This is a genomic window from Pseudomonas sp. JUb52 (genome assembly GCF_004341115.1).
GTDB lineage: Bacteria > Pseudomonadota > Gammaproteobacteria > Pseudomonadales > Pseudomonadaceae > Chryseomonas > Chryseomonas oryzihabitans.
In genome coordinates this window covers 359,269-384,324 of record NZ_SLYS01000003.1, presented here as the reverse complement: position 1 = coordinate 384,324, position 25,056 = coordinate 359,269, and the positions used below count along the sequence as shown (strand labels likewise).

The window sequence follows — 25,056 nt, the reverse complement described above, 5'->3', positions numbered from 1 at the left end:
CTCAGACTCCTGGACTTGTAGTTGTGGCGGTCTTTGTCAGTCATCGTATGACTACCGGTCGGGATCTTCAACCGAAAGAAGTGCCATGACTCCGGCGGCATGACCGCATATCGCATCGGGGTTGCCCGCTCCGGTCGGGGCTGGATAAATAGCCAGCCGCCACCCTATTCGCCCCTTTCGCATGAAAGCTCCGCTCGAAGATCCCCTCTACTATCTGCACAACTTCCAGCGGGTACTGGACTGGGTCGCCCTGCGCTATCCCGATCTGCTCGACGACCGCGAGCAGGCCTTCATCGCCGCCTTCGCCGAGCTGCCGCAGCCCTCGCGGGCTCTGCTGGTACGCCTGGTGATGCGCAAGGGCGAGGTGTTCCGTGCCAGCAAGCTGGTCTATGGCGAGATCGGCTGTCCCCGCGCCGCGGCGAGTCCGCTGGTGGAGCTCGGCTGGCTGCTGGCCGATCCGGAATTGCACCTGATCGAACTCTTCGCCCTGCTGCGCAAGGAAGAACTGCTCGGCTGCTTTGGCAATCGCCTGCCCAAGGCCGGGCGCAAGGAGGACTGGCTGGCGCGGCTGGAGGCCGAGCAGGTCACGCCCCTGGCCTTCAGCGGCTGGGCCGGTAGCGCGCCCGAGCTGGTGGCGGAGGGGGTCTGGCGGCTGACCCTGATGGACCTCTGCGATCGCCTGCGTCTGCTGTTCTTTGGCAATCTGCACCAGGACTGGACCGACTTCGTGCTGGCCGATCTGGGTATCTTCCAGTACGAGACGGTGGCCTTCAGCGTCGAATCCCGTGCCTTTGGCCAGCGCCACGAGGTGGACGCCTACCTCCACATCCAGCGCTGCCGCCAAGCGCTGCGCGATGGGCTGCCGGCCGCCGAGCTGCTGCCGCTGCTGCCCGCCGAACGCTTCGCCAACACCTGGCTGGAATTGCGCCGCGGCAAGTTGCTGCATGAACTGGCGCAGCACCACGAACGCCTCGGCGAACTGGCCCAGGCCCAGGCGCTCTATGCCGCCTCGGCGCACCCCGAATCGCGCATCCGCGCCCTACGCATGCTCGAACGGCTGGAGGACTGGCCTGCCGCCCAGGCGCTGGCAGAAGCTATCGTCGCCGCCCCGGCCCATGACGCCGAACGCCAGCAGGTGGCGCGCATCCTGCCGCGGCTGGTGCGCAAGCAGGGCGGCCCGCCCAACAAGCGCCGTCCGGCCAGCCCGGTGGAGCGCCTCGACTTCGAACTGGTCAACGACGGCCTGCGCCGGGTCGAGTGGCTGGTGCGCGAGCACCTGGGCCGCGACGAGGCGCCGGTGCACTACGTGGAAAACACCTTGCTTACCAGCCTGTTCGGGCTGCTGTGCTGGGACGCCATCTTCCTCGCCATCCCCGGCGCCTTCTTCCACCCCTATCAGCGCGAACCGGCCGACCTGCGCCTGCCGGGCTTTCGCGAGCGGCGGGCCGAGGCCTTCGCCGCCTGCCTGGCGCGCCTGGACGACGGCTCCTATCCGAGCGTGATCCGCGAGCGCTTCGCCAGCAAGCGTGGCCTGGCCTCGCCCTTCGTCGCCTGGGGCATCCTCGGCAGCGACCTGCTCGACCAGGCCCTGGCCTGCCTGCCGGCGCGGCACCTGCGGCTGTGCTTCGAGCGGTTGCTGGAAGATCCGGAAAACAATCGCACCGGCTTGCCCGACCTTATCCAGTTCTGGCCGGCGGAAGGCCGCTACCGGATGATCGAGGTCAAGGGTCCGGGCGACCGCCTGCAGGACAACCAGCGCCGCTGGCTGGACTTCTTCGCCGCCCACGACATCCCGGTCAGCGTCTGCCACGTGCAGTGGCAGGTGGCCGCGACCTCCGCATGAGCTATCGCATCGCCGTTCGCGCCCTCTGCGAATTCACCGCCAAGGCCGGCGATCTGGATCTCAGATTCACCCCGTCGCCCACCGCCCTGGAGGGCATCGAGGGCCACCAGCGGGTGGCCGCCCGGCGCGGCCCCGACTATGAGCGCGAGGTCAGCCTGCAGGGCGACTTCGAGGACCTGCAGGTACGCGGTCGCGCCGATGGCTTCGACGCCGCAGCCCAGCGCCTGGAAGAGATCAAGACCCACAGGGGCAGTCTGGAGCGCCAGCCGGGCAACCACCGCCACCTGCACTGGGCCCAGGCCAAGGTCTATGGCCATCTGCTCTGCCAGAGCCGCGAGTTTTCGGAGCTGACCCTGGCGCTGGTCTATTTCGATATCGGCACGGGTGCCGAGACCGTCTTCACCGAGCAGTGGACGGCCGCGGACCTGGCCGCGCATTTCGAACTCCAGTGTTCGCGCTTTCTCGCCTGGGCGCGCCAGGAACTGGCCCATCGCGCCGCGCGGGATGCGGCGCTGGCGACCCTGGCCTTTCCCCATCCCGACTTTCGCCACGGCCAGCGGCCCCTGGCGGAAGCCGTCTACAAGGCCGCCAGCGTCGGCTGCTGCCTGCTGGCCCAGGCGCCTACCGGCATCGGCAAGACGGTGGGCACCCTGTTCCCGCTGCTCAAGGCCATGCCGCGGCAGAACCTGGACCGGCTGTTCTTCCTGGCCGCCAAGACCCCTGGCCGCGCCCTGGCCCTGCATGGTCTGGAGTCCCTGGCCGCGCCGGTGCGGGTGCTGGAACTGGTGGCGCGGGACAAGGCCTGCGAACACCCGGAGCTGGCCTGCCACGGCGAGTCCTGCCCGCTGGCGCGTGGCTTCTATGACCGCCTGCCGGCGGCCCGCGCCGCCGCCCTGGCCGAACCCACGCAATTGACCCGGGCGCGGGTGCGGGAGACGGCCCTGGCCCATGAGGTCTGCCCCTACTACCTGGCCCAGGAACTGGCGCGCTGGAGCGACGTGGTGGTGGGCGACTACAACTACTACTTCGACGGCAGCGCCATGCTCCACGCCCTGGCCCAGACCCAGGAATGGCGGGTCGGGGTGCTGGTGGACGAGGCCCACAACCTGCTCGACCGCGCCCGCGGGATGTACAGCGCCAGCCTCGACCAGCGTCGCCTGGCCGCCGGTAAGGCGGTGGCGCCCCCGGCCATCGCCAAAGGCCTGCAGGCGCTCAATCGCGAGTGGAATCGCCTGCACAAGGAGCAGCAGGTCGACTACCAGGTACAGCCGGAATTGCCGGCCGCCTTCCTGACCGCCCTGCAACGGGTGGTGGGGCTGCTCACCGAGCACTTCGGCGAATCCGGGCAGCCGCCGGCGCCGGAGCTGCAGACGCTGTTCTTCGACCTGCTGCAGTTCATGCGCCTGGGCGAGACCTTTGGCGATCACTCGCTGTTCGATGTCACCCTGCTCAAGGGCCGCGGCAAGGCGCAATCGCAACTCAACCTGCGCAATCTGGTGCCGGCGCCCTTCGTCGGTCCGCGGCTGGCGGCGGCGCACAGCTGCACCCTGTTCTCCGCCACCCTGATTCCCCAGCATTTCCACCGCGATCTGCTCGGGGTCCCGGCCGGCAGCGCCTGGGTCGACGTCGCCTCGCCCTTCGCCGCCGAGCAGCTGGAGGTGCGCCTGGTGAGGCTCTCCACCCGCTACGCCGACCGCGCCGCCTCGCGCGCGCCCATCGCCGCCCTGATCGCCAGTCGCTATCGCCAACGCCCGGGCAACTACCTGGCCTTCTTCAGCAGCTTCGACTACCTCGACCAGGTGGCCGAGGCGCTGGCCGAGCTGGCTCCCGACGTGCCCCAGTGGCGCCAGTCCCGCGGCATGGACGAAGCCGCCCGCCAGGCCTTTCTCGAGCGTTTCCAGGCCGACGGCCGCGGCATCGGCTTCGCCGTGCTCGGCGGCAGCTTCGGCGAGGGCATCGACCTGCCCGGCGACCGCCTGATCGGCGCCTTTGTCGCCACCCTGGGCCTGCCCCAGCTCAATCCGGTCAACGAACAGCTGCGCCAGCGCCTGCAGCGGCGCTTCGGCGACGGCTATCGCTATGCCTACCTCTATCCTGGGCTGCAAAAGGTCATCCAGGCCGCCGGCCGGGTGATCCGCACCGTGCAGGACCGCGGCTGCCTCTATCTCATCGACGACAGATTCACCCAGCCCGAGGTCAGGGCGCTGCTGCCGAGCTGGTGGCAGGTGGAGGAGGGCGCGGTGCCCACGGGCGAACCTGCGCCGGCTTGAAGCCTATCCCGGTCATGGCCGCCCGCCGATGCAACTGATCCTATGGCACTCCGGTGTTTTGTTGATCGCGGCCATGGGCCGCTCCTACGATTACATCGAGCCCGTAGGAGTAACTGTCTTAGCCGTTATAGGGGGGCACCAGGTGTAGAGCCGTAGCGTGGAAAACGGCGCAGCCTTTTCCACTGGGGACTTTGTGGCGAGGGCGTCCTCACCCCAACCCTCTCCCGAGGGGAGAGGGAGCCATCCGCGCAGGCGGTCATCTCCATCATCGAGCCTGTAGGAGCGGCCCCTGGCCGCGATCACCGTACAGCCGTTGCTTAGGCCTCCGGCGTCTCCTCGCAAAACCTCAGCCTGTTACCGAAGGGATCGGCGATCTCCATCACCGGGCCCCAGGGCAATTCCTCGATACCCGGGCGAGCGAAGCCGTAGTCCCTGGCCAGCAATTCGGCCTGGAAGGCGCGGATGCCGGTCAGGCGGACGAAGACCGTCGAGCCGGGGCAGGCATCGCCGTGGTGGCCGGAGAGATGCAGGCGCAGGCCGGCGCGCTCGACTTCGGCGTACAGCGGCAGCCCCAGTTCGAAGCGGTGTTCCCAGACCAGGCGGAAACCCAGGAAGTGGCAGTAGAATTCGCGCGCCTTTTCGTCATCGAAGATGCGCAGGATGGGGCTGGGTTGCCCGAAGGCGATGGCGGCAGCGGCCATGAGGATCTCCAGGGAAGCGGCAAGGGAAGGTCGATGATGCGCTTTCCGGGAGGCCCGGCAACCGGAACTGTGATCCGGAAAGCTTTGGTAACCCCTCTGGCAGGCCAGAGCGTGCGCTAGGCTGCAGTTCACCGGTGCGATGGCGAACCTATCCGGGTATCGTGCATTCTTTTTCCTTTCTGGCGGTTCGGCTGGGCCGAATCTTTCATCCTTAGTGACCAAGGTTGATCCATGCAGCGTAGACACCTGCTCAAAGCGTCCCTGGCCCTGGCGGCCTACACCGGCATTCCCTCCACCGGGCTGTTCGCCCTCCAGGCCTTTGCCAATCCGGCCAATGGCGATGGCCAGGCCTTCGATTTCGACTGGCTCAAGCAGCACGCCAAGGAGCTGGCCGGCCAGGCCTACCAGCCCACCGCCCAGAAACTGCCCGACACCCTGGCGAACATGACGCCGCAGCAGTTCAACGCCATCGGCTACGATGCCAAGCATTCGCTGTGGCACGACCTCAAGGGCCAGCTGGACGTGCAGTTCTTCCACGTCGGCATGGGCTTCAAGACCCCGGTGCGAATGTTCTCGGTGGACCCCAAGACCAACGAGGCCAAGGAAGTCCACTTCCGCCCCGAGCTGTTCAACTACAACGACAGCGGCGTCGACAAGAGCCAGCTCAAGGGCGACCTGGGCTTCGCCGGCTTCAAGGTGTTCAAGGCGCCGCACCTGGCCCAGTACGACATCGTCTCCTTCCTTGGCGCCAGCTACTTCCGCGCCGTGGACAAGACCCGCCAGTACGGCCTCTCGGCCCGCGGTTTGGCCATCGACACCTATGCCGATCGCCCCGAGGAATTCCCCGACTTCACCAAGTTCTGGTTCGTCACCCCGAGCAAGAACAGCACCCGCTTCGTGGTCTATGCGCTGCTGGATTCGCCTAGCGCCACCGGCGCCTATCGCTTCGACATCGATTGCCTGAACGACCGCGTGGTGATGGACGTGGACGCCAACGTCAACGCCCGCCGCGACATCAAGCAACTGGGCATCGCGCCCATGACCAGCATGTTCGGCTGCGGCACCCACGAGCGGCAGACCTGCAACACCTACCACCCGCAGATCCACGACTCCGACCGCCTGGCCATGTGGAAGGGCAACGGCGAGTGGATCTGCCGTCCGCTGAACAATCCGCCCAAGCTGCAGTTCAACGCCTTCAAGGACGACAGTCCCAAGGGCTTCGGCCTGGTGCAGACCGACCACGAATTCGAAAGCTACCAGGACGTCATGGTCCGCTACGACCGCCGGCCGAGTCTGTGGGTCGAGCCCACCTCCGCCTGGGGCGAGGGTGCCATCCAACTGCTGGAGATCCCCACCACCGGCGAGACCCTGGACAACATCGTGGCCTTCTGGGCGCCGGCCGAGACCATTACCGCCGGCAAGTCGCTGAACTATGGCTACAAGCTGCACTGGAGTGCGCTGCCGCCGGTGAGCACGCCGCTGGCGCGGGTCTATGCCACCCGTTCCGGCATCGGCGGCTTCCCCGAGGGCTGGGCGCCCGGTGAGCACTGGCCCAAGGTCTGGGCGCGGCGCTTCGCCATCGATTTCAACGGCGGCGGCCTGTCGTTCCTGCCCGAGGGTACCGGCATCGAGCCGGTGGTCACCGTCACCGACGGCAAGGTGCAGGATTTCCACGTGCTCAAGATCGACGAAATCGGCGGCTACCGGGTGATCTTCGACTGGTACCCCACCAGCGACAAGGCCGATCCGGTGCAGATGCGTGCCTTCATCCGCACCCAGGATCGCGCCCTGAGCGAAACCTGGCTGTACCAGTACTTCCCGCCAGCCGCCGACCAGCGCCGCTATCCGGACTGGAAACAGTCCTAAGCGGTCAGCAAAAAGCCGCTGTGCCTCCCCGGCGCAGCGGCTTTTTTGTGCCCGGAAGAAGGGCGTGGGGCTGACTGATCGCGGTGGTCAGTCGGCCAGCACCACCTGGTTGCGCCCCGCGCGCTTGGCCCGGTAGAGCGCGGCGTCGGCCAGGCCGTAGGCGAGCTCGAAGTCGGTCCCCGGCAGGTTGAGGCTGAGGCCGAAGCTGGCCGTCACCGGCGCCGGTCCGCTCGCCTCCCGGGCGATGCGCAGACGCAGGCGTTCGGTCATGGCCAGGGCCTCGTCCCGCGCCAGGGTCGGCAGCAGCACGGTGAATTCCTCGCCACCCACCCGACCGACGATGGCCGGCGCCTGGACCAGCTCCTGCAGGCAGCGGGCGATGGCCTGGATCACCCGATCGCCGGCGGGATGGCCGAACTCGTCGTTGATGCGTTTGAAGTGGTCGATGTCCAGGACGATCATGGCCCCACCCCGTTGCCGCAGGGCCTGGCCGGCCTGGTCGATCACCGCGCCGCGATTGAGCATCCCGGTGAGGGCGTCGTGGGTGGCGCGGTACTCCAGCTGCTGGCTGAGGGTCTGCAATTGCTGGTTGAGGGTGTTCATCTCGCGTTCGGCGCGATCGCTGCGGGCAATCAGCCGGCGGGTCTCGCGCATCAGGCGTTCGAAATGCAGCGTCAGGTCGCCGAGGGCGGCTCGGTAGCGCTCGGCATCGGCGTCGTCGGCCCCATAGAGGGCGCGCGCCGCCTGCAGCACCCCGGCTTCCTGCTCGAACAGGTCGGGGCCCGCCTCGGCGGGGCTGTAGCGCCTGACGCTGGCGGTCATGCCGGCAGCTCGGGATGCTCGATGAACGTCAGCGCCTGGAAGTCCAGTCGCAGTTCTTCGCCGAATTCCTGGATGGTCTCGTCCTCGGCATCGTAGTACCAGTGCAGCTCCACCCGGTTGCCGGCCTGGGCCGCCTGGTCCAGGGCATCGAACAGGGTGAACAGCATCTTGGTGCTGGAGCTGTTGAAATAGGCCAGGGCCACGTGCACCCGGATGCGGGCGTCCCGGCGCTGGTCGAGGTAGGCCCGCAGCGACTCGATCACCGGCAGGTAGAAGGCCGCGGCGTTTTCCGGAAAGGATTCGCCCTTGAGCCAGAGCTCGTCCTCGGCGAAACGGAAGTCCACCTCCGGAGAGGTGGCGGTGGGAGCGATGAACATGGTGTCCATACGAGGTAGGGGTCCCTGTCAGATGATGGCTTTCAGGCAGAACAGGGTGGTGCCCGGCGTCTGCGTCGAGGGATGGAAGGCGAATTCCAGAGGCGCGCTGGCATCGCGCGCCATGGTCAGGAAGCCGAGGCCGGCGCCCTTGCTGTCGGCCGGGGTCTCGGCGCGCAGGGACTCGCGATAGGCCTGCTTGATCTGTTCCAGCGACATGCTGCACAGCGGCTCGAGCCGCTCGCGCAGGGCGTCGACCTTGTCGCTGGCGATGGGGTTGGCGCAGAGCATCTGGTAGTTGCCGTCCTGGCGGGTGATACAGACCGAGCCCTGGCCCAGCTTGGTGTCCGCCAGGGCGTCCGGCGGCAGGGCATCGGCGGAATAATGCAGGACGTTCTGTGACAATTCGATGAAGGAAGAAAACAGCTTGCGCCGGGTGGCGCCGCTGATGCCTTCGAACTCCAGTTGCAGCTTCACCACCTCGGCCATGGCTGCGACGATGCCATGGGAGAAATAACCGCGGTGATAGAAGATCACGTGCTGCTGCTGGGCGATGTCGAGAAAGGCGCCGTTCGCGGGAAAGGAGGCGGTCATGTCGTTCAGGCCACGCGGATGCAGAGGAAGGTGAGGTCGTCGCGACGCAGTTCGTCGCCTTGCCAGTGGGCGAGGTCCGCGCTGAGTTGCTCACAGAAGGCCGCGGTAGGCAGCGCACGCGATTCGCTCAGCCGGGTCAGGGCGCGGCGCTTGCCAAAGGAGGTGCGCCGCGGGCCGCCGATCTGGTCGATCAGGCCATCGGTGGTGGCGAACAGCAGGCTGCCCGGCGGCAACGGCAGGGTGGTGGCCGGCCAGCACTGATCGAGCGGGCTGTCGGCGTAGTCGACCCCCAGGCGCAGCGGCGGCAGGGTCAGGACGTCCGCGGCGTCGGGTGCCAGCAGGTGGAGCGGCATGCGGGCGCCGGCGTAGGTCAGGCTGTGGCTGCCTCTGTCCACCCAGAAGCAGGCCAGGTCCAGGCCGTCGTTGGATTCGGAGATGCCGCCGGACTGGCCCAGCATCGCCTTGACGCTGGCGTTGATCGCCGAGAGCAACGCCGAGGGATCGCGCGGTCCCAGCTGTTGCAGGGCCTGGGTCAGGGACGCCGAGGCGATCAGGGTCATGAAGGCACCGGGCACGCCGTGCCCGGTGCAGTCGGCAATGGCGCCGAACCAGCCGTCTGCGTGCTGGGCGAAGTGATAGAAGTCGCCACCGACCACGTCGCGCGGCTGCCAGACCAGGGTGGCGTCCTGTTCCATCACCGCCAGGGCCTCGCGCGAGCTGCGCAGCATGGCGCGCTGGATGACGCTGGCGTATTCGATGCTGTGCATGATCTGGCGATTCTTCTCGGCCTGCAGATCCGAGACGATGCGCATCAGCTGCACGCCCAGGCCGAGCCCGGCGAAGCGCCCTTCGCGGGTGACGATGAAGCCATCGGCCAGGGCCTTTTCGCCCACCTCGACGGTGCGCCGGGTCAGTTCCTCGATGGACAGGTCGGCATCCACCACCAGCGGCTCCTTGTCCATGAAGGCGATGCAGCTCTTGCGATCGTAGACTTCGCGGTGATACGGCTTGCTCATCTGCGAGAGAAAGATGTCGCGGTTGATCAGGCCGATCGGGCGGTCGTGCTCGACTACCGCGAGACTGGTGATCTCGCGGAGTTCGTTGAACAGGTCCATGACCATGGCGTTGGTGTGCTCGGCCTCGACGGCGGGCCACTGGGTGCAGAGGTCGAGGGCGCAGCGTTGGCTGGGGCGGGAGGCGGCACGCGCGGAGGGCAGGGGAGCGGACGACATCGATACGAATCCGTTCTCGGGAGGTCGATGCAGCCTAGGGGCTCCGTATTGAGCTTTGATGACAGGAGCTGGCCAGGCGCCAGCATAGCGCCGGGCCTGGCCAGGTGGGCGTCAGCCGGTCAGGACCCCCAGGGCGGCGCGGGTGAACGGCGGGGGCGGCACGGCGTTGAGCACCGCACCCTGGAGCACCAGACCGCTGTGGGCGAACTGGCGCTGGGTGGCCTCGATTTCCTTGGCGGTGTTGCAGCCATGGCGCGACACCAGCAGGCAGGTACCGGCCTGGGCGGCCAGCAGCACGGCATCGGTCACCGCCAGCACCGGCGGGGTGTCGAGGATGACCAGTTCGTAGTCCTGCTGCAGGCCGCGCAGCAGCTCGGTACAGCGCGCACTCATCAGCAGTTCGGCCGGATTGGGCGGGCGGACGCCGCCCACCAGGCAATCCAGGCCGGGGATCGCCGAGGGCTGGATCGCCTGCTCGGGCGTCGCCAGCCCCGCCAGCACCTCGGCCAGACCCGGGCGGCGCGCCAGTTGCAGGCGCCGGTGCAGGCGTCCGCGCCGCAGGTCGGCATCCACCAGCAGCACCCGCGTCCCGCCTTCGGCCAGCACCCGCGCCAGTTGCATGGCCACCGAGGACTTGCCGGCGCCGGGGCTGGCGCTGGTGATCAGCAGCAGGTCGTTGCGCGCCTCGGTGCGGGCGAAGGCCAGGCTGGTGCGCAGGATCCGCAGGGCCTCCTGGTAGCCGCTGTCGAGTGAGGTCTGCAGCGGGCCGCCGAGTTGGCGGCTCGGCGTCAGCGGCAATTGCGCCAGCACCGGCAGGCCCAGATTTTCCAGGCCCTCGGCGTCTTCGATGCCGCGCTCCAGGCTGGCGCGCAGATAGACCCAGGCCATCCCGGCCAGGCAGCCGAAGAGCAGGGCGCTGAGGATCAGCAGGGGCTTCTTGGGATAGACCGGGGCGATCTGGGTATAGGCGCTGTCGATGATGCGCACATCGCTCACCGTGCCGGCGCGCACCACCGACAATTCCTGGATGCGCTTGCTCATCAGCGCATAGAGCTTGTCCGCCGCCTCGACGTCGCGCTGCAGGCGCAGAACCTCCTGCTGGGTCTGGGGCAGCTTGGCCAGGCGCTGCTGCACGGCCTGGCGCTCGCCGTTGAGCACCTGGCGGCGCGCCAGCAGGGTCTGGTACAGCGGGTGGGTGGTGGTGAAGCGCAGTGCCAGTCCGAGGCGCTCCATCTCTAGGGCCGACAGCTGGCCATCGAGGTCCACCGCCTGGCGCAGCAGGCTGCGTCCCTCTTCGCCGATGGCGATGGAGCCCTGGCGGCGCTGATAGCGGTCCAGCGCCTGGCGGCCGTCGGCCAGGCGCTGATTCACCCGCGGCAACTCCTGGCGCAGGAAGGCCAGTTGCTGGGTGGATTCGTCGGCGTTGCGGGTCACGTCCTGGCGCACATAGGCCTCGGTGATGCCGCGCAGGATGCGTTGCGCCCGCTGCGGATCGGTGTCCTGCAGCTGGATCGAGAGGATGCCCGAGCGCTTGCCGCGCTCGCTGACCATCAGCCGCTCCTGCAGCGCCTGGATGGCCACGCCGCGGCGTTGCTTGACGAGGATGAATTCGGTGCCCGGATAGGCGTGCAGGTGGGCGATGTCCAGCTGCAGCTCGCCGGCGCTGGCCGGCTGGCCCAGCCGACCTTCCAGCAGGCGCTTGCCCTGGGCATCGCTCAGCAGGAAGCGATCCGGGGCCTCGGCGGTGAGGGTCAGCGGCTGGCCATAGAGGGCGTCGGGTACGCTCAGCCTGGCGATGGTCAGCTGTTCGCCGCCCCAGGCGAAGCGCGCGAGGCCGAACAGCGGCGGGGCCACCCCGGTGCCCGCGCGTTCGTGGCGGCGCGCCAGCCAGTCGCCCAGCAGCGGCAGGCGCCGCGGGGTGACGCTCAGGTCCAGGCCCTCGGCGTCCACCACCTCGCCGACCACCCGCCGCGAGGTGAGCAGCTGCATCTCGGTGATGGCTTCCGGCGGCGGCAGCGGCCGGCCGTTGTCGGCTTCGTCCAGCCGCACGATGCCGCGCTGGTATTCGATCTGCACCGTCGCCACCGCCTGATAGCGCGGCGCGGCCAGTTGCGCATAGGCCACGCCCACCAGGGTGCAGAGGACGATGCAGACGAGCAGGCTGCGACGATGGCGCCAGAGCGCGGCGCAGTAGCGGGCGAAACCTATGTCCGCGGCCTGGGTGGCGGCGGGGAGCGTCTGATGCGACTTGTCCATGCAGGAGCGGGCCTTGGGGCAGGTACGAGAAAGGACAGCCGTCGCAGCCGCACGCTGGCGAGAGGGCAGCGCGCGGCGAACCGGGGGTCGAAATCATCACACCAGGCAGGGCACAGCTGGGAACGCCAGGCGCTGGATCGGGGATCCGCGCCTTGTCGGCTGGAGTGCTGCGTCGACTCTAAGCGAAAGCAAAAGCCAAAAATGTGACACTCCGTGCAGAACGCGACGGATGCCCGCTTGGCAGCGTCAAGGTGCTAAGGCAGTCTTCTTCGCGACCTGTCGTGTCTCCGGACGACAAGCCATGGCCAGCGCCTGGTGTCCCGGGGTCGCTCGTGCCCGTGCCCTTGCTGGCGAAGGCACCCCAGGTAGCAGATGCAAACGCCGCGGCCCCCTGGCACCGGCGTGTTCCTGACGGCTTCTTGAATGTAGTCAGCGGTTGAAGCCCGGTTACCCGCCCACGCGCCTCTTGGCCTGCGTGGGCGGTCTTGCACCGGTTGTACCAGGCCTGCGGAGGATGGCGCCTGGTTCTTCACTGCCCTGGACGGCGTTCTCGACTGCATGGCTGTCAGGAGACAGGACAATGAGCGTGGTATCTGACGTTACCCATCCCGGGGTCCGGGTGGGACGGTGGCCGTTCTGGCTGGGCGGTCTGGTGGTCGGTCTACTGTTGCTGCTGGCGCTGCTCTGGCGCCTGCCGGATTTTCGCGACGGCACCGGGGCGCAGAATCTCGAAGCCAGCTATCACGTCCTGCTCAGTCTCAATGCCCTGGACGAATCCGGCGTGACCCGCCACTGGTGGCTGCCCACGGTGACCCTGGGCGGCAATCACGACAAGCAGGTGTCCTGGGGCGCGACCATCCCCACCCACAGTGGCGACTACGTCTACACCAGCTTCAGCAGCTACGGCTTTCTCGCGCCCTATCTCGGCCTCAAGGCCGCGGGGCTGACGCCTTCGCTGCACAGCCTCGCGCTGTTCAACGCCGCCCTCGGCGCCCTCACGGCGCTGCTGCTGTTCCGCCTGCTCTACCTGGTGCTGCGCAGTCACGGCGCCAGCCGCGGCCTGGCCGCCACGAGCGCGGTGCTGGGCTGCCTGATCGCAGTGTTCAGCCGCGAGGCGCTGCTGTCCCAGGGCCTGCTTTACTGGGTGCAGAGTTTCTACCAAGTGCTGCTGCTGGCCAGTCTGCTGACGCTCTTCCACTACCTGCAGGCGCCCACCGGCCAGCGCCAGCGGCTGGGCTGGCTGCTGGCCGGCCTGGTCTGCTTCGGCGCCCTGACCGAATGGACCGGCTACGTCTTCGGCGGCGGGCTGGTCGCGCTGTTCTGGCTGCAGCGCCGGCAATTGCCGGAAGGCCAGCGGATGGCCTGGCGCCTGGCCTTCGCCACGGCGCTGGCCGGATTGCTGGTGCTGCTGCACTACAGCCTGGCGGCGGGCCTGTTGCCGACGCTCAAGGCCTTTGCCCGGCGCTTTCTCGCCCGCAGTCCGAACAATGCCCACCTGACCGACTTCTTCGCCGGCTACGGGCTGTCCTTCGGCCTGTTCCTGGCCGCGGTGGCCATCGCCCTGGGGGTACTGGTCTGGAAGCGCAAGAGCCTGAACTGGCCGCGCAGCACCACGCTGCTGCTGGTCGCCGCCAGCGTGCCGCTGCTGGAAAATCTGCTGCTGCTGCAGCATGCCACCCAGTTTTCCTTCGATCGCCTCAAGTTCATCTTTCCCGCCGCGCTGCTGCTCGGCCTGGCCTTTCTGGCCCTGAAGACCCCGGGGCGCGCCGTGCTCGCCGTGGTGCTGGTGGCCGCGGCCCTGCAGAACGGCCAGACCTATCGCCAAGACCTCGCCGTCTATACCGGCTGGGGCGCCATCGACCGGCAGAACCAGGCCCTGGTCGGGCTGGTGAAAGGCCAGGTCGCCCTGGACTGCACCCTCATCTCCACCGACATGACGGTGCGCGGCTACGCCAACCTGCTGTTCCACCGCAGCATCCACGAATTGCAGCGCCAGCCGCTGGACTACCACGGCGAGCCGGGGGCCTGTGGCGGACTCTATCTGGAAGGCCGGGATTTCCGCGTCGACCTGCCCGAATACACCCGCGCCCGCCTGAGTCTGGCGGACGGTCGCCAACTGACCTACGCCAAGGTCGAGGGTGACTGGCGCCTGCAATGAACGCCCCATCCATGAACGTGCTGCGAGGAAACCGGGTATGCCGGGTACGCTGATCAATCGACTGAGTTTTCTGGCCCTGGGTGGCCTGATGGTCCTGCAGTTCGGCGTCTTCGAACAGAGCCCGACCAATCCGGTGGGCATCCGCTACGTGGGCGAGCTGTACCTGGCGATCTGCCTGGGTTTCTTCGCGCTCTTCACCCTGAGCACCTGGCATCGGCCGCAGCGCGACTATCGGCTGCTGATGGGCTTCTGCCTGTTTTCCACGGCGGTGTTCGTCGGCCTGCCGGCGGTGTTCGCCCAGCTGTTCTGGGGCCAGCCGCTGGTCTACGGCCTCATCGAGGAGCGGCGCGTGCTCTACTGCTTCAGCGCCTTCCTGGTGCTCTACCTGGCCAAGCGACTCAATGCCGTGCAGTTCGAGAATCTGATCATCTTGGTCGGGCTGCTCTCGGCGCTGCTGTGCTGGCTGTCCTACTTCAAAATGCTGCCGGACCTGCGCGAGGAGGTGAAGGACCTCAGCCGTCCCGGACGGGCCTCCACGGGGGCGGGCTCCATCTTCTTCGGCTACTTCATCTGCATCTACTTCGCCGGTCGCGGGCGCTCCTTCATCGACGGCCAGTTGCGGCCCAAGCTGAGGCACGGCCTGCTGGCGCTGTTCTTTCTGGCGACCATCGTGGTGGTGTTGCAGACCCGCCAGCTGATCGTGGTCTGCCTGGTGTTCACCATCCTCGCCCTGCGCGCGCGCCTGGTCGGCCCGGCGCTGTTCGGCGCCATCATCATCGCGCCGCTGATCCTCTATCCGCACCTCCTGGAAACCCTCGGCTTCAACCTGGATTTCTATGCGCGCTCGGTGCAGGAAGGCCCTACCGACAACGTCCGGGAAAACACCATTTCCCAGATCATCAACCACCTGCAGCTGTACAACGGCCTGCCCAGCGGCAGCCTCAGCCTGATGTGGAACGACGGCTTCAAGCCGATCTTCGGCGACTACTTCTTCCTTTCCGACGTCGGCATCTTCGGCACCGTGTTCCGCTTCGGCTTCCTGTCGATCCTGGTGATTCCCATCGGCCTGGCGGTCCACTACCTAGTGGCGCGCAAGCTGAGCCGCGACCTGGAATTCACCCTGGCGGTATTCCTCGCCTTCATGACCATCTGGCCGCTGCAGGGACTGTTCGAATACCAGGGCACCGCGGCCCTGCTCTTCGTCATGCAGGCGCTGAAGACCTACCACGGCGCACCCCAGTACGGGGTCATCAGCCTGCCGGAGCGACCGGGAGCGCTGCCGCCCGGTCGCCAGGTCCTGCCGGTCTAGCAGCCGGTCAGGCGTTCGACGCGGCGTTCGCCGGGAAAGAAGAAGGGGCGCAGGCGCACGCCCAGGCTGTTGCCGAAGAAGGCGGCCACCAGCCACAGCCAGCCGTGCAGGCTGCCCGAGGCGATGCCGCTGAAGTAGGCGCCGATGTTGCAGCCATAGGCCAGCCGCGCGCCGTAGCCCAGCAGCAGGCCGCCAAGCACCGCCGCCATCAGTGACCGCGCGGGAATGCGCAGGCTGGGGGCGAAGCGCCCGGCAAGGCCCGCGGCGGCCAGGGCGCCCAGCATGATGCCGAGATTCATCACGCTGGTGACGTCGAACCAGAAGGGCTCGGCCAGCGCCCGGGCATTGGCCGGTTGCTGCCAGAAGGCCCAGCCGGAGACGTCCAGCCCGAGCAGACCGGCACCCTTGGCGCCCCAGAGGGCGAAGGCCGAGGTGACGCCCCAGGGGCGACCGGCCAGGGCCAGGGTGACGAAGTTCAGTATGGCCAGAGCGATGGCGCCCCAGACCAGCGGCCAGCTGCCGCGCAGCAGGCGCGCCGCGCCCTGGTGTTCACCGGGCACCGTGACTTCCAGCGAGCCGTGGCGACGGCGCTCCAGCACCACCGAGACCCCGGCGATCAGGGCGAAGGCCGCCAGGCTGACCAGGATGCCGGGCAGCACGCCCAGGCTGGTCACCAGGGAGGTGGGCGGCAGACTGGGCAGGGCGAACCACCAGCCCAGGTGCTGGGTGGCGATCAGCGAACCGATGACGAAGAACAGCAGGGTCACCAGCATCCGCGCATTGCCGCCGCCGGCGGTGAACAGGGTGCCGGAGGCGCAGCCACCGCCCAGTTGCATGCCGATGCCGAACAGGAAGGCGCCGACCACCACCGAGGTGGACAGCGGCGAGACGTTGCCGCGGACCGCCTCGCCGAACAGGCTGCCGGCGCCCAGGGCGGGAAAGAACAGCAGCACCGCCAGGGCCAGCATCACCATCTGGGCGCGCAGGCCGGCGCCGCGGCGGTCGAGGATGAACACCCGCCAGGCCGAGGTGAAGCCGAAGGCGGCGTGGTAGAGGGTCAGGCCGAGGGCGCCGCCGAGCAGCAGCAGGAGCGCCTGACGGCCGCCTACGGCCTGGCCTAGAAAGACCATGCCCAGGGCGAGCAGGCAGGTCGCCCACAGGGCCGCCCAGGGCAGGCGAGGAGAGGAAAGCGTAGAGGTCTGCTGCATCATGGTTCCGGTAGCTTCGAACTAAAGTCCGACTATTTTAGTAGGACTTGCCCGGGAATCCCAGCCACCCGTCAGCTCTGGTTGAATGAAAGGGTTACATCGATATAGCCAGAAGTTATCTAGCGTTCAGGGCAGCCGTTTGGCCGAGGGCGTGGTCAAAGCGGCCAAAGGAATCCCCTGGAGTCGCCGTGTCCGCTGCTGCCGTGCCGTCTGTTCCCGCCTTGCCCACCCTGCCGCGATTGCGCGGCTGGACCGCCCTAGCCGCTGCCCTGGTGCTGGCCGGTTGCAGCCTGACGCCCAGCTCCCAGGGTCCGACCCGTTCGCCGGCCGAGGTGCGCGCCGAGCTCCTGCGGCTGCTGCCGGCCAGCGTGGCGGATCGGCAGGGCTGGGCCAGCGATATCCAGACCGCCTTCAGCGCCCAGGGCTTCGAGCCCTCCACGGACAACCTCTGCGCTGTGCTGGCGGTGGCGGAGCAGGAATCCACCTACCAGGTCGATCCGCCGGTGCCGGGACTGGGGCGGATCGCCCGGGAAGAGATCGATAGCCGTGCGGCGCGGGCCTATGTGCCCCAACTGCTGGTGCGCACCGCGCTCAACCTCAGGTCGCCCACCGGCAAGACCTACGCCCAGCGCCTGGACAGTGCCCGAACCGAGCGCGAGCTGAGTCTGATCTTCGAGGACTTCATCGCCATGGTGCCCCTGGGAGGCCAGCTGTTCGGGCGCTTCAATCCGGTGCGCACCGGCGGCCCCATGCAGGTCAGCATCGACTTCGCCGAGGCTCATGCCCGCGGCTATCCCTATGAGCGCGAGGGTTCCATCCGCCACGAGGTGTTCAGCCGGCGGGGCGGTCTCTATTTCGGCACCGCGCACCTGCTGGGCTATCCGGCGGACTATGCCACCCCACTGTATCGCTTCGCCGATTTCAACGCCGGCTGGTACGCCAGTCGCAATGCCGCCTTCCAGAGCGCGGTAAGCCGGGCCACGGGGATGAAGCTGGCGCTGGACGGCGATCTGGTGGTGCCCGGTTCGCGGACCCAGGGCGAGACCGAGCGGGCGGTCAATCGCCTGGCGCCGGCCCTGGGCATGAGCGACATTGCCATCCGCCACGACCTGGAGGCGGGGGAGTCCGAGGACTTCGCGAAGACCGATCTTTATGCCAAGGTCTATGCCCTGGCCGAGCGCAAGGTCGGTCGCAGCCTGCCGCGCGCCATCTTGCCGGGCATCACCCTGGAAAGTCCCAAGATTACCCGCACCCTCACCACCGCCTGGTTCGCCCAGCGGGTGGAGGAACGCTGGCAGCGCTGCCGGGGCCGCGCCGCGCGCTGAGGGGAGCAGGGGGCCGAACGGCGTTTTCCAGGTGACGAGGGTCGGGCCCGGGGATGGCAATTGGCCAGACTATTCGCCTAACATGGGGCGATGAAGCGGCCTCGCGCCGTACGGTTCTGGTGTAGTCCCTAGAGGTCCAGATGACCGATACCCCCGGCTCCCGGTTGACGCTGATCGTCGACCAGCCCACCCCCACGGCCCGCCATCGGCTGCCACCCCGCGAACAGGCCAAGGCCCTGCGACTGCTGCGCACCCTGGGCCTCGAAGCCGATACCCCGCCGGAACTGGTGCTGGCCTGGCTGGAACGCCGCGATGGCGGTTGTTCGCTGCCGGAAGCGGCGCGCCAGATCGGCCTGGGCAACTGGCTGGGGATCACCACCAGCCTGGCCGACCTCACCCAGAATCTGGCGCGCTTCGAAGCGGCCTACGCCCTGGACAGCGTGCTCGACTCCCTGACCGTCCTGGCCGAACAGTCGCCGCCCGAGTCCCGCTAGCCGCTAGAGGCCGGCACCGCGGATGTTGACGTAGAGGCTGTACAGCGAGTGGGAACCGGCCATGAATAGCCGGTTGCCTTCCGGGCCGCCAAAGCAGAGGTTGGGGCAGCGTTCCGGCAGGTGGATGTGACCCAGCGCCTTGCCGCTGGGATCGAAGACCCGTACCCCATCGAGCGCCTCGGGCTTGGCCGCCGGCGCGCCACTGCTGCCCCAGCCGCACCAGAGATTGCCCGCCACATCGCACTTGATGCCGTCCAGGGCGCCGTATTCCAGCGCCTCGATGTGCTTGCGGCGCTCGCCCAGGCTGCCGTCGTCCTTGACGGTATAGGCCCACACCAGGCGATTGGGCTTGGCGCGGCCCTCGACCACATAGAGCAGCTTCTCGTCCGGCGAGAAGGCCAGTCCGTTGGGGCCGTTGAGATCACCGATCACCCGGGTCACCGCCAGGCTCTCGCCGTCGATGCGATAGACACCGTCGGGTTGCTCGGTCTTGACCCTATGACCCTCGTAGTCGCTGTTGGCCTGGAACGGCGGGTCGCTGAACCAGATGGAGCCGTCACGCTTGACCACCACGTCATTGGGCGAATTGAACGGCTTGCCGTCGAAGCTATCGGCCAGCACCGTGATACGCCCATCGTGCTCGGTGCGGGTGACCCGCCGCCCGAGGCCGTGAGTGGTGGAGCCTTCACAGGCGATCAGCCGACCCTGGCGATCACGGGTCAGGCCGTTGGCGAAATTCGACTGGGCGCGGTAGGTGTCCAGCCGGCCACTGACCTCATCCCAGCGCACGATGCGGTTGTTGGGGATGTCGCTCATCAGCAGGTAGTTGCCATCGCCGATCCACACCGGGCCTTCGGCCCAGCGCAGGCCGGTGGCCAGACGTTCGACACTGGCGTTGAACAGCCGCAACTCGAGGAAGCGGTCGTCGAGGATCTCGATCAGCGGATCGGGATAGCGTTGGCTCAGGGGTTCCCCGGCGAGGGCGAGACCGGGCAGGGCGAGGGCGGCGCCGCAGACCAGGCCGCCCTGGAGCAACTGGCGACGTGACAATGGCCGGGCGAGACCCGGGAGGGAGTCATGCATGGTGCAGGTCCTTGATTGTTATTGTTCAGACGAGGCAATGCGGATCAACCTGCATCGGCAGGTTAATCATATGACATCATATGTCTTGTGATGGATGGCGCCAACCAGGGCACGGGCCTAGTCGGCCTCGAGCACCAGGCAGGTCCGACCGCGGCCCTGGCGTTTGGCCTGATAGAGGCGCCGGTCGGCTTCGTGGAGGAAGCCTTCGAGGTCGTCGGCGAGGCCGCTGAAGACGCCGGCGCTGAACGACAGCGGCGGGGCGCCGGGGGCATAGCTCTGGGCGTGGCAGTAGCGGCGCAGCAGGTCCAGCGCCTGCAGCAGCTGCTCCGGTGGCATCCGGCTGACCAGGGCGAATTCCTCGCCACCCAGGCGACCGGTGAGATCCTGGGGCAGGGTCCGGGCCAAGGCCTGGGCGAAGACCACCAGGGCACTGTCGCCGCTGGCATGGCCGTGTTCGTCGTTGATGCGCTTGAAGTGATCCAGGTCGAGCATGGCCACGCTCAGGGCGTGGCCCTCGCGTTCGGCCTGGCGGAACAGCTCCTGGGCCTGATCCTGGAAGGCGCGCCTGTTGCGCAGCCCGGTGAGGGAATCGTACTGGGCGGCGTGGGTGAGGGCGCGCAGCAGATCCCGCCGTTCCAAGGTCGAGACCACTCGGCAATTGAGCTCCTCGGGGCAGAAGGGCTTGCGCAGGAAGTCGTCGGCCCCCTGCTTGATGAACTTGGCGCTGAGCGAACCCTTTTCGTCGGCCGACAGGCCGATGATGCTGAGGTCGTGGCGGCGCAGCTTCTGCCGCAACATCTGCACCAGTTCGAAGCCGCTGAGGCCGGGCATGCTGTGGTCCACCACCAGCAGGTCGATGTCCGGCTGCTCCTGCAGCAGACGCAGGGCCTCGTTGCCGTCGCAGGCGTCCAGCAACTGGTAGCGGTGAGGCGTCAGCACGTGGCGGATGTAGTTACGGGTGGCATCGGAGTCCTCGGCGATGAGGATCTTGACCGCGGTATTGCTGTCCAGCCGGCGCAGCAGTCGGAAGGCGAATTCGTAGGAGTACTGGCTTTCCTTGAGCACGTAGTCGACCACGCCCTTGGTGAGCAGGTCGTCGCGCCGGCGTTCGTCGTAGGAGCCGCTGAGGACGATGCAGGGCAGGCGGTAGCGCAGCACCAGATCGACGCTTTCGCCATTGGCCGCATCGGGCAGGTTGAGATCCACCAGGGCGGCGAAGAACAGATTGGCCGAGGTTTCCAGCATCAGCTCGGCTTCGGCCAGGGTGGCGCAGAACACCGGCTCGAAGTCACGCTGCTGACGAAAGAGGTGCGCCAGAATCTTGAGGACCATGGGGCTGTCTTCGATGACCAGGATGGAGCGCACCGGTAACTCCTGCAGGGCAAAGATCGGCCGAGAGCGGGTCTGGCGTCAGAGGAAGGGATCATTCGCCTAGGCGTATCGGCCAAAGGATTGACGACTTGAATGGCCGCCGATCCTTTCCGGTTCAGCGGTCCGCCTGGCCTTCCAGCTGGCGCTGCCGGGGCAGGCGCAGGGCGTCGTCGCGCGGCAGCGGGCGACTCAGCAGGTTGCCCTGCACCTTGTCCACCTGCAGCGCCTTGAGCGCTTCCAGCTCGGCGAGGGTTTCCACCCCCTCGGCGATCACCTCCTTGTGGGTCTCGCGGGCGAAGGCGATGATCGCCGAGGCCAGCGCCCGGCGTTCGGCGTCGCGATCGATGTCGCGCACCAGGCTCATGTCCAGCTTGATCATGTCCGGCCGCAGCCGAAGGATGTGCCTCAGACTCGAATAGCCGGCGCCGGCATCGTCGATGGCCAGGCGCACGCCCTGGGCCCGCAGCGGTTTCAGCTGGGCATGCAGGGCGTCGTAGTCGTCGACCTCGGCATGTTCGGTGATCTCCAGCACCAGGCGTCCGGGAGGATTGCCGGCCAGCAGCGCAGGCAGGCGCCCGCCCAGGATGGTCTGCGGCGAGCAGTTCATTGTGAGATAGCTGTCGTCGGGCAGACTCTGCAGCCCCTGCAGGGCGAAGCGCATGGCGCATTCTTCGAGCTCGTCCCCCAGACCGATGGCGCTGGCTTCGGAAAACCACAGGTCCGGGCTGCGCTGCGGCGGACAGTGGAAGCGCGACAGTGACTCCCAGCCGGCGATCCGCAGATCAGTCAGATGATAGATCGGCTGGTAGACGATGCTGGGTTGGTGTGCAGCCACCGCGCCCTGGATGCGCTGGCGCATCTCGACCTGGCCGCGACGACTGGAGACGTCCAGGCTGAGGCGATCGGCCACCAGTTCGGCAAAGGTCCGCACCAACTCCAGGTCACGGGGACTCAGGGTCGGATCGGGCTGGTACTTGAAGCAGCAGAAGGTGCCATAGAGTTCGCCATCGCTGAGCCGCACCGGCACGCTGACGTGAGCGCCGATGGGCACGCTGCGGGTTTCCGGGATCAGCCGGGTAGCGCCGACGGCGCGGGTGTCGGGGATGAGTTCGGGCAGGTGGCCGGTGACCACCTGCTGACAATAGCCCTGGCTGAGCGGCAGGGCATCGCCGGCTTTAAGCGGCGCATCGGGCGCCGCATCGACGTTGCGAAAGACCCGATCCTGCTGGCGAAATTCAGCAAGAAAGGCCACGTCCATGTCCAGGTGGATGCGCAGCGCGTGCAGCACCTTGTCGATGCAGCCCTGGCTGCTCAGGTTGCCGGTATCCAGGCCAACCACCTCCAACAACTCGGTACCTGATTCCCTCATGTCCTCACTCCCGGGAAACTACGACCTGAACCAGTGTAGAGCCTGGAATGAATTTGTCAGTCAAATGACCTCATCCATTCGGCTTAACCCCGTTCGGCGTACCAGGCCTCGAAAGCGGGCAGGGCCATGGGCCGGGCCAGCAGATAGCCCTGGACCTCGTCGCAGCCGGCTTCCTGCAGGAAGGCCAGCACCTCGGGCGTCTCTATGCCCTCGGCAACGCTGCGATAGCCGAGCTTGCCGATCAGCGCCAGCAGTGCCCTGACCACCTCCTGCTTGCGTGGATCCTCGGGCAGGTCATGGATCAGCGAGCGGTCGAGCTTGACGCTGGTGACCGGCAATTCGTAGAGATAGGCGAAGTTGCTGTAGCCGCTGCCGAAATCGTCGATGGCGATCTCCAGGCCCAGCTCGCGCAGGGCATGCAGCTGGGCGATGGCCTCGGGATTGCGTTTCAGCCATTCGCCTTCGGTGATCTCCACTTCCAGCCGCCGCGGATCGACACCCTGGCGCTGGCAGGTCTCGCGCAGCAGGTCGACCAGATCGCCTTCGTCGAAATCCCGTGGCGACAGGTTGAGCGACAGTCGCCCCTGATAGCGATTGTCCCAGTGCGCCAGCTGGCTGACGGCGGTACGGATCACCCAGCGGGTGACGCTGTGGATCAGCGCGGTCTTCTCGATCGCCGGAATGAAGTCGCCGGGCGCGATGGGGCCGAATTGCGGATGGGTCCAGCGCAGCAAGGCTTCGGCGCTGCACAGCCGGCGTCCGGGCAGGGCCAGGCGTGGCTGGAAGGCCAGGCTGAAGTCGCCGCGCTCCAGGGCTTCGGGAATCTGCCGGACCAGCTGGAAGATGCGCTGGAAGGCCTCGTCCTGCGGACGCTCGTAGACCACCCAGTGACGACTGCTCAGCGTCGCCTGATCGACCGCCACCATGGCCTTGCGCAGCAGGTCGCGGACTTCGCCCGAGTCGAGCAGGAAGGGCACCACACCGGCCTTGACCGGCGGATCGATGGGAATGCGGTCGGCCTGGACCGGCATCCGCAACTGGGCGATGAGCGCGTCGAGCAGCGGCTGATAATCGCAGTCCTCCGGCAGCAGGAAGGCGAATCTCTTGGTGTCCACGTGATAGACCTTGGCCCGCTCGCTCAGGGCGTCGCACAGGCGCAAGGCGAGGCTGCGCAGGAAGGTCTCGAAGGGCCACATGCCCTGGGCCAGCACCAGCTGGTCCTTCCAGTGGGTCTCCAGGGGATCCACCAGCACCAGCAGGCGCCCCTCGTCGGGCTGGAGTTCGGCCAGTTGGGCGACATCGGCCTGGAACTGCTGACGATTGGGCAGGCCGCTGACCGGATCGCGGCGGCGCAGGTGTTGGCGCAGGGCGATGAGCTTCATGACCTGGGCAGCGAAGTCGTCCAGGCGCTTGCGTTCCGCCGTCGTCAATTCGCGCGGCTGGCTGTCGAGGATGCACAGGCTGCCGATGGCATAGCCGCCCTCGGTGACCAGGGTCGAGCCGGCATAGAAGCGCACATGGGGGGGCTGACCACCAGGGGGTTATGGCTGAAGCGGGTATCGCAGCAGGCATCGTTGATCTCCATCCGGCCATCCTCGGCCTGGATGGTGTGGGCGCAGAAGGCGTCCTCGATGGGCATCTGCGCCAGGTCGAAGCCGACGCGGGCCTTGAACCACTGGCGGTCGCGATCCACCAGGCTGATCAGCGCGGTCGGCACATTGAAGCTGCTGGCGACCAGCTCGCAGAGGCGATCGAATTCCTCCGCCGGCGCCGAATCCAGCAACTCCAGGGCGTGCAGGGCGTTGAGGCGGTCATCTTCGTACTTCAGTGAATCGGCCATCAGGCTATCTCGGGAATATCGATGAGCCTTGCTCGAGCAAAAAGCCCATCTTGGAAGAACTGCCGCGACCCGAGCCAGGCGAGTGCAGCAAACGAGAGGCAGGTCTGCGGAAGTATCGGCGAGAAATCATAAGACTTTAGCCGTTTCGTCTCGCCTGCCAGTCTGGAACCTTAGCGCGGCTGCACGTCAATCGCGAGCCCTGGTCGAAGGGATATCCCCGGCCGAGTAGCGACCATGACCCTGACCTGCCTGTTCGACATCAACGAGACCGTGCTGGACCTGTCCGCGCTGGATGGCCTGTTCACCGACCTGTTCGGTGACTCCCAGAGCCGCACGCTATGGTTCGCCCAGACCTTGCAGAACGCCATGAGCGCCGAGCTCTGTGGCCGGCACGCCCCCTTCGAGACCCAGGGGCAGGCGGCGCTGGAGATGATCGGCGCACGGTTCGGGCGAACGCTCAGCGCCGCCGACCGGCAGCGCGTCGCCGACGCCCTCAAGCGGCTGCCCGCCCATGCCGATGTCCGCGCGGGCCTCGATTTCGCCCGGGCGCAGGGCGTGAGCTGCATCGCCTTTTCCAACAATGCGCGCGCCGCGACCCGGGCGCAGCTGGAATACGCCGGCCTGAGCGACGCCTTCGCCGATATCCTCTCGGCCGAGGACGCCGGCGCCAGCAAGCCGGTTACGGCCACCTATCGCCAGGCCGCCGCCAGCCTGGGTCAACCCGCCGAAGACCTGTGGCTGATCGCCGTCCATGCCTGGGATATCGCCGGCGCCCAGGCCGCCGGGTTCAAGGGGGCCCTGCTGCAGCGGCGTCCCGACCAGGCGGCCAATCCCCTGGCGCCACCCCAGGTGACCGCCGGCACGCTGCAAGAGGCAGTGGCGCGCATTCTGGCGCACGAGGACCGCGGCTAGTTGCCCCGGCGTGCTAACGTCCGCGCCAT

At 67.5% G+C, this 25,056-nt stretch carries 20 protein-coding genes; 8 read left to right on the top strand and 12 right to left on the bottom strand.

Annotation, left to right across the window (positions count from 1 at the left end; translation table 11 throughout):
- Nucleotides 1–181 precede the first annotated feature (181 nt).
- The gene (locus EC839_RS07420) at nt 182–1,843 is read left to right on the top strand and encodes a VRR-NUC domain-containing protein (protein ID WP_007159610.1); all 1,662 of its coding nucleotides are present in this window, start codon (nt 182–184) and stop codon (nt 1,841–1,843) included.
- Nucleotides 1,840–4,113, top strand: coding sequence for an ATP-dependent DNA helicase (locus EC839_RS07415; protein ID WP_132832489.1), 2,274 nt, complete (start codon nt 1,840–1,842; stop codon nt 4,111–4,113). The genes EC839_RS07420 and EC839_RS07415 overlap by 4 nt, the downstream gene beginning before the upstream one ends.
- Nucleotides 4,114–4,430: 317 nt before the next feature.
- Here EC839_RS07415 and EC839_RS07410 read toward each other — a convergent pair whose 3' ends face one another.
- The gene (locus EC839_RS07410) at nt 4,431–4,814 is read right to left on the bottom strand and encodes a glyoxalase superfamily protein (protein WP_007159608.1); all 384 of its coding nucleotides are present in this window, start codon (nt 4,812–4,814) and stop codon (nt 4,431–4,433) included.
- 231 nt (nt 4,815–5,045) lie between these two features.
- Here EC839_RS07410 and EC839_RS07405 point away from each other — a divergent pair, with 231 nt between their 5' ends.
- Nucleotides 5,046–6,680 (top strand): glucan biosynthesis protein D, encoded by a 1,635-nt coding sequence (locus tag EC839_RS07405; protein WP_007159607.1) that lies wholly within the window; start codon nt 5,046–5,048, stop codon nt 6,678–6,680.
- An 87-nt stretch (nt 6,681–6,767) separates the two neighbouring features.
- On the opposite strand, the gene EC839_RS07400 is transcribed toward EC839_RS07405, so the two are convergent.
- The 5 genes from EC839_RS07400 to EC839_RS07380 all read right to left on the bottom strand — a co-directional run bounded on the left by EC839_RS07400 (nt 6,768) and on the right by EC839_RS07380 (nt 11,958).
- Complete coding sequence (locus EC839_RS07400; protein ID WP_007159606.1) at nt 6,768–7,502, bottom strand: GGDEF domain-containing protein; 735 nt, start codon at nt 7,500–7,502, stop codon at nt 6,768–6,770.
- Complete coding sequence (locus EC839_RS07395) at nt 7,499–7,888, bottom strand: DUF1987 domain-containing protein (protein WP_007159605.1); 390 nt, start codon at nt 7,886–7,888, stop codon at nt 7,499–7,501. The genes EC839_RS07400 and EC839_RS07395 overlap by 4 nt, the downstream gene beginning before the upstream one ends.
- A gap of 18 nt (nt 7,889–7,906) precedes the next feature.
- Nucleotides 7,907–8,470: a SiaB family protein kinase gene (locus tag EC839_RS07390; protein ID WP_007159604.1), complete on the bottom strand. Its 564-nt coding sequence runs from the start codon at nt 8,468–8,470 to the stop codon at nt 7,907–7,909.
- Nucleotides 8,471–8,475: 5 nt separating this feature from the next.
- Entirely contained in the window at nt 8,476–9,702 is a 1,227-nt protein-coding gene (locus tag EC839_RS07385) for a SpoIIE family protein phosphatase (protein WP_132832488.1), read from the bottom strand.
- A 111-nt stretch (nt 9,703–9,813) separates the two neighbouring features.
- Nucleotides 9,814–11,958 carry a polysaccharide biosynthesis tyrosine autokinase gene (locus EC839_RS07380; protein WP_132832487.1) on the bottom strand — a complete coding sequence of 715 codons (2,145 nt, stop codon included), beginning with the start codon at nt 11,956–11,958 and terminating at the stop codon, nt 9,814–9,816.
- Nucleotides 11,959–12,538: 580 nt separating this feature from the next.
- On the opposite strand from EC839_RS07380, the gene EC839_RS07375 reads away from it, so the two are divergent.
- Nucleotides 12,539–14,116 carry a hypothetical protein gene (locus tag EC839_RS07375; protein ID WP_132832486.1) on the top strand — a complete coding sequence of 526 codons (1,578 nt, stop codon included), beginning with the start codon at nt 12,539–12,541 and terminating at the stop codon, nt 14,114–14,116.
- A gap of 37 nt (nt 14,117–14,153) precedes the next feature.
- Entirely contained in the window at nt 14,154–15,425 is a 1,272-nt protein-coding gene (locus tag EC839_RS07370) for a hypothetical protein (RefSeq protein ID WP_007159600.1), read from the top strand.
- Here the strand turns inward: EC839_RS07370 and EC839_RS07365 are convergent.
- The gene (locus EC839_RS07365; RefSeq protein ID WP_085982629.1) at nt 15,422–16,633 is read right to left on the bottom strand and encodes a YeeE/YedE family protein; all 1,212 of its coding nucleotides are present in this window, start codon (nt 16,631–16,633) and stop codon (nt 15,422–15,424) included. The genes EC839_RS07370 and EC839_RS07365 overlap by 4 nt on opposite strands.
- Before the next feature lie 203 nt (nt 16,634–16,836).
- Between EC839_RS07365 and EC839_RS07360 the strand changes: the two genes are divergently transcribed.
- Complete coding sequence (locus EC839_RS07360) at nt 16,837–17,958, top strand: DUF1615 domain-containing protein (protein WP_007159598.1); 1,122 nt, start codon at nt 16,837–16,839, stop codon at nt 17,956–17,958.
- A gap of 140 nt (nt 17,959–18,098) precedes the next feature.
- The gene (locus EC839_RS07355) at nt 18,099–18,452 is read left to right on the top strand and encodes a hypothetical protein (protein ID WP_007159597.1); all 354 of its coding nucleotides are present in this window, start codon (nt 18,099–18,101) and stop codon (nt 18,450–18,452) included.
- A 3-nt stretch (nt 18,453–18,455) separates the two neighbouring features.
- Here the strand turns inward: EC839_RS07355 and EC839_RS07350 are convergent, their stop codons facing one another.
- From EC839_RS07350 to EC839_RS07330, 5 genes are all read right to left on the bottom strand, one after another.
- The gene (locus EC839_RS07350) at nt 18,456–19,535 is read right to left on the bottom strand and encodes an SMP-30/gluconolactonase/LRE family protein (RefSeq protein ID WP_007159596.1); all 1,080 of its coding nucleotides are present in this window, start codon (nt 19,533–19,535) and stop codon (nt 18,456–18,458) included.
- A gap of 117 nt (nt 19,536–19,652) precedes the next feature.
- Complete coding sequence (locus tag EC839_RS07345; protein WP_007159595.1) at nt 19,653–20,900, bottom strand: diguanylate cyclase domain-containing protein; 1,248 nt, start codon at nt 20,898–20,900, stop codon at nt 19,653–19,655.
- 121 nt (nt 20,901–21,021) lie between these two features.
- Nucleotides 21,022–22,275, bottom strand: coding sequence for an EAL domain-containing protein (locus EC839_RS07340; protein ID WP_007159594.1), 1,254 nt, complete (start codon nt 22,273–22,275; stop codon nt 21,022–21,024).
- Between the two features lie 83 nt (nt 22,276–22,358).
- Complete coding sequence (locus EC839_RS07335) at nt 22,359–23,792, bottom strand: bifunctional diguanylate cyclase/phosphodiesterase (protein ID WP_007159593.1); 1,434 nt, start codon at nt 23,790–23,792, stop codon at nt 22,359–22,361.
- Nucleotides 23,702–24,115 (bottom strand): hypothetical protein, encoded by a 414-nt coding sequence (locus EC839_RS07330; protein ID WP_007159592.1) that lies wholly within the window; start codon nt 24,113–24,115, stop codon nt 23,702–23,704. Before EC839_RS07330 ends, EC839_RS07335 begins: the two co-directional genes overlap by 91 nt.
- Nucleotides 24,116–24,349: 234 nt before the next feature.
- Here EC839_RS07330 and EC839_RS07325 point away from each other — a divergent pair, with 234 nt between their 5' ends.
- Complete coding sequence (locus EC839_RS07325; RefSeq protein ID WP_007159591.1) at nt 24,350–25,027, top strand: haloacid dehalogenase type II; 678 nt, start codon at nt 24,350–24,352, stop codon at nt 25,025–25,027.
- Nucleotides 25,028–25,056 lie beyond the last annotated feature (29 nt).

Bases quoted from the DNA above. Each gene is read 5' to 3' on its own strand.
- EC839_RS07420 (WP_007159610.1), top strand. From the start codon at position 182: ATGAAAGCTCCGCTCGAAGATCCCCTCTACTATCTGCACAACTTCCAG.
- EC839_RS07415 (WP_132832489.1), top strand. From the start codon at position 1,840: ATGAGCTATCGCATCGCCGTTCGCGCCCTCTGCGAATTCACCGCCAAG.
- EC839_RS07410 (WP_007159608.1), bottom strand. From the start codon at position 4,814: ATGGCCGCTGCCGCCATCGCCTTCGGGCAACCCAGCCCCATCCTGCGC.
- EC839_RS07405 (WP_007159607.1), top strand. From the start codon at position 5,046: ATGCAGCGTAGACACCTGCTCAAAGCGTCCCTGGCCCTGGCGGCCTAC.
- EC839_RS07400 (WP_007159606.1), bottom strand. From the start codon at position 7,502: ATGACCGCCAGCGTCAGGCGCTACAGCCCCGCCGAGGCGGGCCCCGAC.
- EC839_RS07395 (WP_007159605.1), bottom strand. From the start codon at position 7,888: ATGGACACCATGTTCATCGCTCCCACCGCCACCTCTCCGGAGGTGGAC.
- EC839_RS07390 (WP_007159604.1), bottom strand. From the start codon at position 8,470: ATGACCGCCTCCTTTCCCGCGAACGGCGCCTTTCTCGACATCGCCCAG.
- EC839_RS07385 (WP_132832488.1), bottom strand. From the start codon at position 9,702: ATGTCGTCCGCTCCCCTGCCCTCCGCGCGTGCCGCCTCCCGCCCCAGC.
- EC839_RS07380 (WP_132832487.1), bottom strand. From the start codon at position 11,958: ATGGACAAGTCGCATCAGACGCTCCCCGCCGCCACCCAGGCCGCGGAC.
- EC839_RS07375 (WP_132832486.1), top strand. From the start codon at position 12,539: ATGAGCGTGGTATCTGACGTTACCCATCCCGGGGTCCGGGTGGGACGG.
- EC839_RS07370 (WP_007159600.1), top strand. From the start codon at position 14,154: ATGCCGGGTACGCTGATCAATCGACTGAGTTTTCTGGCCCTGGGTGGC.
- EC839_RS07365 (WP_085982629.1), bottom strand. From the start codon at position 16,633: ATGCAGCAGACCTCTACGCTTTCCTCTCCTCGCCTGCCCTGGGCGGCC.
- EC839_RS07355 (WP_007159597.1), top strand. From the start codon at position 18,099: ATGACCGATACCCCCGGCTCCCGGTTGACGCTGATCGTCGACCAGCCC.
- EC839_RS07350 (WP_007159596.1), bottom strand. From the start codon at position 19,535: ATGCATGACTCCCTCCCGGGTCTCGCCCGGCCATTGTCACGTCGCCAG.
- EC839_RS07340 (WP_007159594.1), bottom strand. From the start codon at position 22,275: ATGAGGGAATCAGGTACCGAGTTGTTGGAGGTGGTTGGCCTGGATACC.
- EC839_RS07330 (WP_007159592.1), bottom strand. From the start codon at position 24,115: ATGGCCGATTCACTGAAGTACGAAGATGACCGCCTCAACGCCCTGCAC.
- EC839_RS07325 (WP_007159591.1), top strand. From the start codon at position 24,350: ATGACCCTGACCTGCCTGTTCGACATCAACGAGACCGTGCTGGACCTG.